The organism is Nocardioides sp., from assembly GCF_034670285.1.
In the GTDB taxonomy this organism is placed as follows: Bacteria; Actinomycetota; Actinomycetes; order Propionibacteriales; family Nocardioidaceae; genus Nocardioides.
In genome coordinates this window covers 1-12,036 of sequence record NZ_JAXMNS010000060.1, presented here as the reverse complement: position 1 = coordinate 12,036, position 12,036 = coordinate 1, and the positions used below count along the sequence as shown (strand labels likewise).

General features: G+C 71.4%; 11 protein-coding genes and 1 pseudogene. 7 read left to right on the top strand and 5 right to left on the bottom strand.

Annotation, left to right across the window (positions count from 1 at the left end; genetic code table 11):
* On the top strand, nt 1–2,373 hold a 2,373-nt coding region (locus VOI19_RS04790), incomplete at its 5' end, for a transglycosylase domain-containing protein (protein WP_323791812.1).
* A 32-nt stretch (nt 2,374–2,405) separates the two neighbouring features.
* A complete protein-coding gene (locus tag VOI19_RS04785; RefSeq protein ID WP_323791811.1) occupies nt 2,406–3,938 on the top strand; it encodes a glycosyltransferase 87 family protein in 1,533 nt (510 codons plus the stop codon).
* Here the strand turns inward: VOI19_RS04785 and VOI19_RS04780 are convergent.
* From VOI19_RS04780 to VOI19_RS04770, 3 genes are read right to left on the bottom strand one after another with little or no spacing between them, the layout of a single operon-like run.
* Entirely contained in the window at nt 3,899–4,951 is a 1,053-nt protein-coding gene (locus VOI19_RS04780; protein ID WP_323791810.1) for an alanine racemase, read from the bottom strand. The genes VOI19_RS04785 and VOI19_RS04780 overlap by 40 nt on opposite strands.
* Nucleotides 4,948–6,123, bottom strand: coding sequence for a lipid II:glycine glycyltransferase FemX (locus VOI19_RS04775; protein ID WP_416366323.1), 1,176 nt, complete (start codon nt 6,121–6,123; stop codon nt 4,948–4,950). Before VOI19_RS04775 ends, VOI19_RS04780 begins: the two co-directional genes overlap by 4 nt.
* Before the next feature lie 21 nt (nt 6,124–6,144).
* Nucleotides 6,145–6,942 (bottom strand): deoxyribonuclease IV, encoded by a 798-nt coding sequence (locus tag VOI19_RS04770; protein WP_323791809.1) that lies wholly within the window; start codon nt 6,940–6,942, stop codon nt 6,145–6,147.
* Nucleotides 6,943–7,048: 106 nt separating this feature from the next.
* Here VOI19_RS04770 and VOI19_RS04765 point away from each other — a divergent pair, with 106 nt between their 5' ends.
* From VOI19_RS04765 to rplI, 5 genes are all read left to right on the top strand, one after another.
* Nucleotides 7,049–9,115, top strand: coding sequence for an FHA domain-containing protein (locus tag VOI19_RS04765; RefSeq protein ID WP_323791808.1), 2,067 nt, complete (start codon nt 7,049–7,051; stop codon nt 9,113–9,115).
* Nucleotides 9,116–9,299: 184 nt separating this feature from the next.
* Entirely contained in the window at nt 9,300–9,590 is a 291-nt protein-coding gene (gene rpsF, locus VOI19_RS04760; protein ID WP_323791807.1) for a 30S ribosomal protein S6, read from the top strand.
* Nucleotides 9,591–9,712: 122 nt separating this feature from the next.
* A complete protein-coding gene (locus tag VOI19_RS04755) occupies nt 9,713–10,294 on the top strand; it encodes a single-stranded DNA-binding protein (protein WP_323791806.1) in 582 nt (193 codons plus the stop codon).
* 99 nt (nt 10,295–10,393) lie between these two features.
* Nucleotides 10,394–10,630 carry a 30S ribosomal protein S18 gene (gene rpsR, locus VOI19_RS04750; RefSeq protein WP_323791805.1) on the top strand — a complete coding sequence of 79 codons (237 nt, stop codon included), beginning with the start codon at nt 10,394–10,396 and terminating at the stop codon, nt 10,628–10,630.
* An 11-nt stretch (nt 10,631–10,641) separates the two neighbouring features.
* The gene (rplI, locus tag VOI19_RS04745; protein ID WP_323791804.1) at nt 10,642–11,088 is read left to right on the top strand and encodes a 50S ribosomal protein L9; all 447 of its coding nucleotides are present in this window, start codon (nt 10,642–10,644) and stop codon (nt 11,086–11,088) included.
* A 62-nt stretch (nt 11,089–11,150) separates the two neighbouring features.
* Here rplI and VOI19_RS04740 read toward each other — a convergent pair whose 3' ends face one another.
* Nucleotides 11,151–11,708, bottom strand: a complete 558-nt coding sequence (locus VOI19_RS04740) for a hypothetical protein (protein ID WP_323791803.1) — start codon at nt 11,706–11,708, stop codon at nt 11,151–11,153.
* Between the two features lie 30 nt (nt 11,709–11,738).
* Nucleotides 11,739–12,036, bottom strand: a pseudogene (locus tag VOI19_RS04735) (MATE family efflux transporter); the annotation flags it as partial.

Genomic DNA, 12,036 nt, shown 5'->3' with positions numbered 1-12,036 from the left:
GCTACGGCGTCCTCCCGCTCCACCGCACGGGGCGCACGCTCCGGCTTCCTCGGCGGGTCCTCGGCGTACGGCGCCGACGGCGCCCGGCGCACCTGGGGCGAGCGGCTGACCTTCCGCAACCGCCCCACGCGCACGTGGAAGCAGCGGGCCGCGCGCGGCGCGATCCTGCTCGTCGGCTCCGGGGCGATGGTGGCCCTGTTCGCCGTCGGTGTCTTCATCTTCCTCTACAAGACGATCGAGATCCCCCAGCCGAACGACGAGTTCCTCACGCAGTCGAGCTTCGTCTACTACGAGGACGGCTCGACCGAGCTCGGCAACTTCGCCACCCAGGAGCGCGAGATCGTCGGCCTCGACGACATCTCCGAGAACCTCAAGAACGCGGTGGTCGCAGCGGAGAACCGCTCCTTCTACTCCGACAGCGGCATCGACCCACGCGGCATCCTGCGTGCGGCGTTCAGCAACGCGAGCGGCAACAGCAAGCAGGGTGCCTCCACGATCACCCAGCAGTACGTGAAGATCCTCTACCTCACGCAGGAGCGCTCCTACACGCGCAAGATCAAGGAAGCGATCCTGTCGCTGAAGATCCAGCGCGAGCAGAGCAAGGACGAGGTGCTGCAGGGCTACCTCAACACCATCTACTTCGGCCGCGGCACCTACGGCGCGGAGGCCGCTGCCGAGGCGTTCTTCGGCGTCGACGCCGCCGACCTCAACCTGCGCCAGTCGGCCGTGCTCGCCAGCGTGCTCAACAACCCCTCGGGCCTCGACCCCGACAACGGCAAGGACGCCAAGGACCGACTGCGCGAGCGCTACGCCTACGTGCTCGACTCGTTGGCCGAGGTCGGCGACATCTCCGAGGCGAAGGCTGCCAAGGCGGTCAAGCGGCTGCCCAAGTTCACCGAGGTCGTGGCCGAGAGCAGCTATGGCGGCCAGAAGGGCCACATGCTGACGATGGTCAAGAAGTCGTTGGTCGAGCTGCGCAAGAAGGACGGCTCGCTCTTCACCGACGAGGAGATCGACGGCGGTGGCCTGCGCATCACCACGACCTTCGACCAGTCGGCGATGAAGGCCGCCGAGCAGGGCGTGCTCGACGCCAAGCCCGAGGGCTTCGGCGACAAGCAGCTCCACATCGGCGTGGGCAGCGTCGAGCCGGGCACCGGTGCGGTGCGCGGCTTCTACGCCGGCCAGGACTACCTCGACTCCCAGCTCAACTGGGCGATCGCGGGCGGCCAGGCCGGGTCGACGTTCAAGGCGTTCGCGCTCGCCGCCGCGCTCGACCAGGGCTTCGCGCTGCGCGACACCTTCGACGGCAACTCGCCCTACGAGCTGCCCGACGGCACCGAGATCGAGAACCAGGGCGACAGTGACTTCGGCTCGGCGATCAACCTCATCACCGCCACGCAGAAGTCGGCCAACTCGGCCTTCATCGACCTGACCCTGGCCATGGACGACGGCCCGACGTCGATCGTCAAGATGGCCAACAAGATGGGGATCCCGCCCAACAAGGCCGGACGGCAGGACGGCTTCCCCGACTCCTCGCCCGGTCTCAAGGCGATCACCGGTGTGGCCCTCGGCTCGCAGACCGTGAGCCCGATCAACATGGCCAACGGCTACGCCACGCTCGCCAACGAGGGCGTCGCGGCCGAGCCGTACGTCATCGAGAAGGTCACCACCGCCGACGGCGAGGTGCTCTACAACCACAAGGTCGTCACGAAGCGGGCGCTCAGCGCCGATCTCGCCGCCGACGTGTCCTTCGCCCTGCAGGAGAACGTCCGCGCCGGCTCCGGCACGGCCGCCCTCGGCCTCGGGCGGCCCGCGGCCGCCAAGACCGGCACGGCCACGAACGGCCTCGGTGAGGTCTCCTCGGCCTGGTTCGCCGGCTACACGCCGCAGATGTCGACCGCGGTGATGTACGTGCGCGGCAAGGGCAACGAGCAGCTGCAGGGCTGGCTGCCGTCGTACTTCGGTGGCGCCTTCCCGGCCGACACCTGGACGGCCGTGATGGGGCTCGCCCTCGAGGGCACCGAGGTCCTGGACTTCCCCGAGCCCGTCTACGTCGACGGCGACGCCCCGGGCACGGACCGAGCACCGGTCTACACCCCGCCGCCCGCGTCCTCGCAGCCGCCGAAGTCGACGCCGAAGCCGACCAAGAAGCCGACCAAGGAACCGTCGCCGGAGCCCACGCCCGAGCCGACGCCCACGCCGACGCCCACGCCTACGCCCGCGCCCCCGACGGAGAGCTGTGGGCTGCTCAGGTGCGAGTCGCCGACTCCGACCCCGACGCCCACCCCGACCCCGACACCGACGCCCACCCCGACGGCGTCGCCCAAGCCGACCCCCACGCCCAAGCCGGGTTCGGGTGGCGGCGCGGACTGAGCGTGGACTGAGGCGGGCTGAGGGTGAGCCGGGTGTCGTCGCGCGGGGGGGAGCCGGCCGCGGGGCACGTGCACCCCACGGTCGACGACCGGCTCGTCGCGGCGTTGTCGGAGCCGGTCGGCGGTCCGGTCGGGAGCCGTGCCCGCGCGCGCTCGGCCCGCGACAGCCAGGACGGTCGTCACGGCTCGTGGTGGACACCGGTGCGCGTGCTGCTGGGTCTCACGGCCCTCACCTTCGCTCTCGGGCTGGTCGTGGAGACGTCGTGCGTCAGCGCGCGGTGGAGCGGGGACGTCGCGTACTCCCACCTGTGCACCTCCGAGGTCGCCGAGTCCTACACCGACACCGGGCTCGTCGAAGGCACCTGGCCGTGGGACGGCGACCCGACGTCGCTCGATCGCCACCCGGTGCTGGAGGAGCCGGCGCTGACCGGCCTCTGGGCCTACGCCGCAGCGCGCGTCACCCACGTGCTCGCCGGCGCGCCCGAGCTGAGCGAGCGGTACGCCGTGTCGGCCGACGCGCTGGCCCGCGATCCTGACATCCGTCGTGAGCGGGTGATCTTCGTGGGCGTGAACGCGATCGGCTTCGCCGTCCTGGCACTTCTCACGACCTGGGCGCTGAGCCTGGTGCACCGGCGTCGCCCGTGGGACGCCGCCGGCTTCGCCGTGGCGCCGGTGCTCGTGGTGACCGGGCTGAGCGCCTGGCACCTCTTGGCCGTGAGTGCGGTCGCGCTCGCCCTGCTGGCCTGGTCACGCGGTCGCGCAGCCCTCGCCGGCGTCGCGGTGGGCGTCGGGGCGGCGGCCGGGGTGTGGCCCGTGCTGCTGCTGATCGCCTTCGCACTGAGCGCGCTGCGCACTCGTCGGGTGCGTGAGGTGCTGCCGTGCGCCGTCGCGGCCCTTGCGACGTGGGCTGCGCTCAACGCGCCCGCCTTCGTGTCGGGGCGCGCCCAGTGGGAGCGGTTCTGGGCCGTGGCCGCCGACCGAGGACCTGACGCCGGGACGTTCTGGACCGTCCTCGACGGCGCCCTCGGCGACGACGCCCCGACCCACGCGACGGTGCTGCTCGTGTCCTGGGTGCTGGTCGGGGTGTGGGTCGCAGCGGTCGTGGCGTTCGCGCTCCTCGTGCCGGCCCCGCCGCGCGTCAGCCAGGTCGCCCTGCTGCTGGTGGCCGGGTTCGTGCTGCTGCGCCCGTCCTTCGAGCCGCACCAGGCACTGTGGCTGCTGCCGCTCGCCGCGCTGGCCCGTCCACGCTGGCGCGACCTGCTCGTCTGGCAGGGCAGCGTGGTGCTGTTCGCCGCGTTGCACTCGTGGTGGCTGGGCGGACTGCTCGACCCCGGTGGCAACGGCCCGCCGGCCTTCTACTGGCTCGGGATCGGCGTGCACGTGGTCGGCACCCTCTGGCTCGTCGCGTGCGTGGTGGGCGACGTCTGGTGGGACGACGACGACCCGGTCGCCGCCGAGCGACGGCAGCCGGCTGCGCCAGCGGCGCCGCCAGTATCGGACGGGTCGGACGGGTCGGACGGGTCGGCTCAGGTGACGACGACGCGGTCGAACGACGTGGTGGTGTAGCGCACCCGCACCTCGATCTGGTCGCCGACGTCCGGCACCCGTGCACCGCTCGGGAGGAACAGCATCGAGGCCTGCATGTGCGGCGGTTCGCCGAAGAGCCGCTGCTTGCCGTCGATCGAGAAGGGCGAGCGCACGAAGCCGACCGCGTCGAGGCCGCCGCGCGCCAGGGTGGCCGCGCGGGCCTTCATCGAGGAGTCGCCGGTGGGGGCCTCGAGGCCGATGCCGTGCGCCGTGCCGCCGCTGACGACGAGCAGGTGGCCGGACTTCGGCGCCGTGCGGGCGCGGTAGCCGAACGAGTCGCCCCGCTCGAGCGGGTGCACGTCGAGCACGGTCGAGGACACGTACAGTGCGCCGCGGTCGCCGAGCCAGAGGCCGGTGCCGATCCGTGGCCGGATCGTGAAGTCGGCGTACGACGAGCGCAGCACGTCGAGCTCGGCGTGGCTGAGGTGGCTGACCCAGATGGTGGTGAGGCCCTCGAGCCCGGCGCCGACGGCATCGTTGAGCAGCCGTCGTACCTCACCGAGGTGGGAGCCCTGAGCGAGCGGGAGGTGCAGGGCCAGACCCTCGAGGCGGGCCCCGCGGTGGTGGCGCAGCCGCTCGGCAGCCTCCCAGAGCTCGCGGGCGAGGAAGCCGTGGCGCACCATCGAGGTGCGCATCTCCAGCACGAAGCGGGCCCGGGGCTGACGGGCCAGAAGGGCGTCGACGTCCTCGACGCGACCGAGGGTGTGGATGACGCGATCGGCGAGGGCGGGGTCGAGGTCGTCGACGAAGGGGCGCCACGGGGTGAGCACGACGAGCGAGCCGTCGAAGCGGCTCGCGAGCTCGGGCAGCTCGGTGTAGGTGCCGGCCGCGATCGTGTCGACGCCGAGCCACTCGCTGCGCCGGGCGAGACGCCCCAGGGTGAAGCCGTAGCCGTTGCCCTTGGTGACCGGGACCAGGCCCGGGTTGGCGTCGGCGACCGTGCGGAGGTGTCGACGCCAGCGCTCGCCGTCGACGGTGAGGGTGAGGCTCACGCGCGTCCCCGCCTCTTCATGTAGGTGTCGAACGCGCGGTAGAGGAGTCGGTTGAGCGGGAGGTCCCACTCGCCGGCGTACTCGACGGCCTCGCCGCCCGTGCCGACCTTGAACTGGATGAGACCGGCGTGCGGGTCGTCGGCGTCAAGGGTGTCGGTGATGCCGCGCAGGTCGTAGACGTCGGCGTCGGCTGCCAGCGCGTCGGCGATCATCGCCCACTGCACGGCGTTGGAGCCGCGCACGTCGCGCTTCTCGGTGGAGGAGGCGCCGTAGGAGTACCAGGCGTGCGCACCGACGCGGATCGCGATCGTCGAGGCGACCAGCTCGCCCTCGTGACGGGCGAACCACAACCGCAGCCGGTCGGGACTCTCGGCGCCGAGGGCCTCGATCATCGTGACGAAGTAGCTCAGCGGTCGCGGCGTGAAGTGATCGCGCTCGGCCGTGTGGACGTAGAGGTCGTGGAACGCCTTGAGGTCTGCGGTGAGTGTCTCGGGCGTGCTCGTGGTGACCTCCACGCCCTCCTTGGTGGCCTTCTTGATGTTGCGGCGCCACTGCTGGTTCATCCCCTTGAGGACGTCGTCCTCGGTGCGGGCGGTGCCGTCGGCGTGACGCAACGGGATCTGGAAGACGTACTGCGGCTGGCCGGCCGAGAAGCCGCCCTCGGCCGTCTGGGGCTGCCAGCCGAGGCGGTGCAGCTCGGAGACGACACGGGCGCCCGCGGCGTCGCGCACGGTCGGGGCGACGTCGTCGAGGCGTCGTACGGCGTCGTCGGCGATGCCGGCCTTGATGGCGGCGGCGTTCCAGCGGCGCGTGACGACCGGGGGCCCCATCCGCACGCCGAAGGCGCCCTGCTTCTTCAGGTGCGCGGTGAGCGGGTCGAGCCAGAGGGCCAGGTCGCCGCCCTGGTCGCCCTCGGCTCCTCGTTCGAGGGTCCAGTCGATGACCGGGCCCTCGGGCAGGTAGGCGAGGTAGCGCTTGACCTTCGGCAGCTGGCGGTAGAGCACCAGCGCCGCGCCGACGAGCGCACCTTCTGCGTCGAACCAGCCGAGCGACTCGCGGCGCCACTCGCCCTTGACCGCACCCCAGGCGGGGGTCTGGAGAAAGCTGGCCGAGCGTCGGGAGTCGACGAAGCCCAGGTGGTCGGACTCGGGGATGGCGCGGACGGTCAGCACGCTGCCGAGGCTACCGGTGGGTCAGAGCCGTTCGCGAAGCCAGGCGAAGTCGGCGGCGTGCTCCTCGGCCCCGCCCGGGGTCTCGCACACGACCGGAGCACCCGCGTCGCGCACGACCGCGGCGAGCAGCTCGGGGTCGATCGTGCCGGCCCCGAAGTTGGCGTGGCGGTCGGCGCCGGAGTCGAAGGCGTCGCGGCTGTCGTTGCAGTGCACCAGGTCGATCCGACCGGTGATCGCGCGGACGTCGTCCACGACGGTCTCCAGCGCGTTGCCGCCGGCGTGGGCGTGGCAGGTGTCGAGGCAGAAGCCGATCTGGTCGGCGCCCTCGGCGCTCGCGATGGCGTCCCAGACGCGGCCGATGCGCTCGAGGTAGCGCGTCATCGCGTTGTCGCCGCCCGCGGTGTTCTCGATGAGGAGCGGCACCTTGAGGTCGGTGGCCTCGATGGCCTTGCGCCAGTTGTCGAAGCCGGTCTCGGGATCATCGGCCTTGTTGACGTGCCCGCCGTGCACGACCAGGCCCTTGGCGCCGATCGAGGCTGCGGCGTCGACGTGCTTCTGGAGCAGCTTGCGGCTCGGGATCCGGATCCGGTTGTTCGTGGTCGCCACGTTGATGATGTAGGGCGCGTGCACGTAGAGGTCGACGCCGGCCGCGGTCGCGTCGTCGCGCAGCGCGTCGGCGCCCCCGGCGTACCTGATCTCGGGGCCCTTGTAGCTCTGCGGGTCGCCGAGGAAGATCTGCACCAGCGAGGCCTCGCGGGCCGCGGCCTCGGCGAGGGGGTCGGTCTGGTCGACATGGGCACCGATCGGAAGCACGCTCATGGCCTGCACTCTAGGAGCGGGCGCACGAGTCGGCGGGCCCGGATACCCTCGTTGTAGACGTCCTGCGTGGTCCGGACGCACTGCGTCCCCGCCCCGGAGGCCCCACATGAGCACCATCCGCATCCAGTCGTCCTCGCGGACGTGGGGATCGCCGACCGCCCGTGTCTTCCGGATCGGCCGCGACCCGGCCAGTGATGTCGTGACCGACAACGCCTCCGTGTCACGGGCGCACGCCGAGCTGAGGCCGGTGGGTGACGGCTGGGAGGTCGTCGACCTCGACAGCTCGCTCGGCACGTGGGTCAACGGCCACCGGGTGCAGCGCGCCGACCTCACCGGCACCACCGTGATCGGCTTCGGCGACCCGACCCAGGGGTTCAGCCTCACGGTCACCGTGAGCGCGCCGACGCGCTCGCCGCTGCCGCCCCCGCCGCCCACCGGCCCCCCGGTCGGCCTGGACACCACGATGATCAGCGGCCCGCTGTTCCCACCCGGCGGCGGGCCCGGTGATCCCGGTGGTCCTGGCGGCCCCGGGGCGACCGGGACACCTGCAGGGCCGGCCGAGCCCCCCGGTCTCCTGGTGCGACGACGACTCGACTCCGACGTGCGCTTCGGTGGCCACGGGCCGGTGCGAGTCGGGCGCGACCCGCAGATGGAGGTCGTCGCCGACGACAGCGCGGTCTCCCGGCTGCACGCCGTGATCGAGCCCGGCCCCGACGGCTGGCGCTGGACCGACCACTCGACCGGCGGCTCGTACGTCGACGGCGAGCGCATCTCGACGCTGCTGATCGAGGAGCCCACCGAGATCAGCCTGGGTCACCCGAACGCCGGCTACGAGATCGAGGTCGTCCCGGTCCTGGCGGTGGGCCAGGCCGTGGCGGCGATGGCGCGCCAGAAGCGTCAGCGGGCACTGGTGATCGGCGGGGCGGCTCTCGCCGTCGTCCTCGCCGTCGTGGGGGCGGTGGCCCTCGGCGCCGCGGTGACCGGCGACGACCGCGCCCCGGCGGCCGGAGGCGGGCTCGGTCAGGACACCCTCGACGACAGGCTCGACTCCGCCGAGCTCGACCGCGCGAAGGCGGCCTCGGTCTTCCTCACCGCCATCGACGACTCCGGCAACCCGCTCTACACCGGCTCCGGCAGCATCATCAGCAGCGACGGCCTGATCCTCACCAACGCCCACGTCGGCAAGCCGACCGCGCCCGGACAGGGAGCGATCGAAGGTGGCGACCCCGCCTTCCTGCTGGTCTCGGTCACCTCGGGCTCCGACGACGTCGCCGCCGAACCGACCTACCGCGCGGAGTCGATCGTCGCCGACGGCTACCTCGACCTCGCCGTCCTCCAGATCACTGCCGACGCCGCCGGCAACCCCGTCGACAGCGACGACCTCGACCTCCCCGAGCCGCTGCCGCTCGGCTCGAGCAGCGACGTCCGCACCGGCGACGAGATCACCGCGCTCGGCTACCCCGCGATCGGCAACGTCGCCTCTCAGCTCAGCAAGCCGCTGACCATCACCCGTGGCGTGGTCTCGACCTTCCAGTCCGACCCGGTGATCGGCACCGAGCGCGGCTTCATCGACTCCGACGTCCGCCTCGGGTCCGGCAACTCGGGCGGTCCCTCGATCAACGACGCCGGCGAGATCATCGGGATCAACACCGCGGTGATCACCGCCAACTCCGACTCCGCCGGCGCCATCACCTCGGGCTCGGCGCTGATCCGCCCCGTCGACCTGGCCTCCGACCTGCTCCGGATCGCCCGCAGCGGCGGCGACCCCGACTACGTCTCGCCGTACGTCGACACACTGCCGCGCAGCGACGTGATGCCTGACAACGTGAGCTTCGAGTCGGCCGGGTGGGTCACCGACGGCGACGAGGGCGGCTGCAACGGCGTGAGCACGATCGCTGCGCCGCAGCAGATGGCGGTGGTGCCCGGCGAGCTGATCTACGCCGAGTACCTCATCCGCGGGGTCCCCGACGGCACCCCGATCGGCGTCACCCTCTACTCCCTCGACGGCACCGAGGTGCTCGGCTCGCTCCAGGACATCTGGAGCTTCGGCCCCGACCGCACGTGCATCTACGTGCCCTTCGAGGCCCCCGGTGGGGTGGCCGGCGTCAACGGCGTCTTCGTCGTCGGCGAGCAGGCCGAGGCAGTCGTCGACAACCCGCTCACCTACCAGTAGCCCCGGGCTGGTCAGAAGCCGCCAGGACGGGGTTTTCGCGTCGTCCCGAGGCCGCTGTTAGCCTTCGGTGTCTTTGTGTCCGCCCCACCGATGGGTCACCGGCCACCCAGATGCAGCAACAACGCAGAAAGCCCTCCTGCCACGGAGAGACCGTGGCCGCTGAGTCCAGAGGAGGTGGGTCGCTTTGCGTGCCTACGAAGTGATGGTCATCCTCGACCCCAGTCTCGAAGAGCGCACTGTCGAGCCTTCGCTCGACAAGTACCTCAACGTCATCCGCACCGACGGTGGCACCGTTGACAAGGTCGAGGTGTGGGGCCGGCGTCGCCTGTCCTACGAGATCAAGAAGAACGCCGAGGGCATCTACGCCGTCATCAACCTGACGGCCGAGCCCGCAACGGTCAAGGAGTTCGACCGTCAGCTCACGCTGAACGAGTCGATCCTGCGCACGAAGGTGCTTCGCCCCGACGCTAAGTGAGCGAGGGCTCTCCACCAGGTCACCTCGATCTGTGGAGAAGCACTTTCCCCTGTCGGTGCCGCACGCCACGATGAGCGCGCACACCGACACCACTGGATCAAACGATTCCTAGGGAGACCTTCATGGCCGGCGAGACCATCATCACCGTCGTGGGAAACCTCGTCGACGACCCGGAGCTCCGCTTCACCCCCTCGGGGGCCGCGGTGGCCAACTTCCGGATCGCGTCGACCCCACGCACCTTCGACAAGAACTCCAACGAGTGGAAGGACGGCGACGCGCTGTTCCTGTCCTGCGCCGTCTGGCGTCAGGCCGCAGAAAACGTTGCCGAGTCCTTGCAGAAGGGCATGCGCGTCGTCGTGCAGGGGCGGCTCAAGCAGCGCCAGTACGAGACGCGTGAGGGTGAGAAGCGCACCGTGGTCGAGCTCGAGGTCGAGGAAGTCGGTCCGTCGCTCAAGTACGCCACCGCCAAGGTGGCCCGCGCCAGTCGCTCCGGCGGCGGCGGGGGTTACGGCGGCGGCCAGCAGGGCGGCGGCCAGGGTGGCGGCGGTTACTCCGGCGGCGGTCAGGGTGGCGGCCAGCAGGCCGACGACCCGTGGGCCACGCCGGCTCCCGGCGGCGGCGCTCCGTCCGGCGGTGGGGCCCAGCGTCCCGCCACCGACCCGTGGGGCGCCCCGGGCGTGGGCTCGGACGAGCCCCCGTTCTGATCCTGGATCGATCCAGCAGCACCAGCACCACACCAAGCACATCCGTCACCATTCCGTCCCTGCTTCGCAGGGCCGGGCTTCTAGAAAGGAAGCACCACAATGGCCAAGGCAGTGATGCGCAAGCCCAAGAAGAAGGTTTGCCAGTTCTGCAAGGAGAAGGCGACCGGCGTCGACTACAAGGACACCGGCCTCCTCCGTAAGTTCATCTCCGACCGAGGCAAGATCCGCGCGCGTCGCGTGACCGGCAACTGCGTCCAGCACCAGCGGGACGTCGCCATCGCGGTCAAGAACGCCCGCGAGGTCGCTCTGCTTCCCTACACCTCCACCGGTCGCTGAGAGAGGTTGACATGAAGCTCATCCTTACCCAGGAAGTCGATGGACTCGGCGCGGCCGGCGACATCGTCGAGGTCAAGAACGGCTACGGCCGTAACTACCTGATCCCGCGTGGCGTCGCCACCCGTTGGACCAAGGGCGGCCAGAAGCAGGTCGACTCCATCAAGGCTGCTCGTGCCTCGCGCTCCGTGCGCGACCACGACCACGCCGCCGAGCTGCAGCGCAAGCTGCAGGCCGGTCCGGTCGACCTCAAGGTCCGCTCCGGAGCCGAGGGTCGCCTGTTCGGCGCCGTCACGGTCACCGACATCGCGTCCGCCCTCGGCGACGTCGCCGGTGAGTCGATCGACAAGCGCACGATCGTGGTCACCAACCCGATCAAGTCGCTCGGCGCCCACAAGGTTGCCGTCAAGCTGCACGACGACGTCTCGGCCACGGTGGCCCTCAACGTCATCCCGGCCTGACGCACGCCGAGCACCAGCACCACCGATCAGCGGCCGTCCCCCTCGGGGGGGCGGCCGTTGGTCTATTTCGAGCCGGGCCGCGGCGGGCCCACGACATCTGACTCGGGGGCGCCGGCCCAGCGGTGTCCTGAGTAGGTGAAGAGCACCACGACGGCGGCGAGGTTGAGCAGCTGCTCGGTGCCGACGGCGAGGTCCTCGAGCACCGTGAGGCCGCCGCCGAAGACGAGGGCGGGCAGCAGCGCCACCACGAGGGTCAGGGTGAACAGTCCCTGCAGGACCATCTGCGCGGTCACGGCCCCGGCGCCCTGGGCGGCCTGGCTGAGCTGGCGGAACAGCAGGGCGGCGAAGGCCAGGGCGGGCAGGTTGGCCGCCCAGGCGAGCGAGGCGTCCTCCCGGGCGATGGCCTCGAGGACGTCGGGCACCCACAGCGGGATCGAGACCAGCAGGGCCAGGGCACCGACGTACGTCAGGCCGGCCCGGTCGATCGGGTCGGGGAGCCGCCGTACGCCGAGCAGGACCAGCGCCCAGCCGAGGGGGTCCGCCAGGAGGTCGTAGCCGCCCTGGCGTGCGAAGAGGGCGATGATGACGTAGCCCATCGCGATCGCCTGGAGAGGTTTCACGCCCGGGACTCTACGGGCGCGCGAGCGGCGTCAGCGCGGCGCGCCGGTGACCAGCCACGCCTCGCTGCGCTCGCGGAGCATCAGGGTGACGAGCCGTCCGCCCATGAACAGGCCGGCGAAGGAGACCCAGACCCACACCAGCCCGCCCTGGGCAGCAGCGATCGCGAGGGCGACCGGGGCGTAGAGGACCAGCGTGGCGAGACCGGCCCAGGCGAGGTAGACCCCGTCGCCCGCGCCGATCAGGACGCCGTCCAGCACGAACACGACGCCGGCCACCGGCTGGCCGAGGGCGGCGACGACGAGCACGGGCACCAGCAACGACCGCACC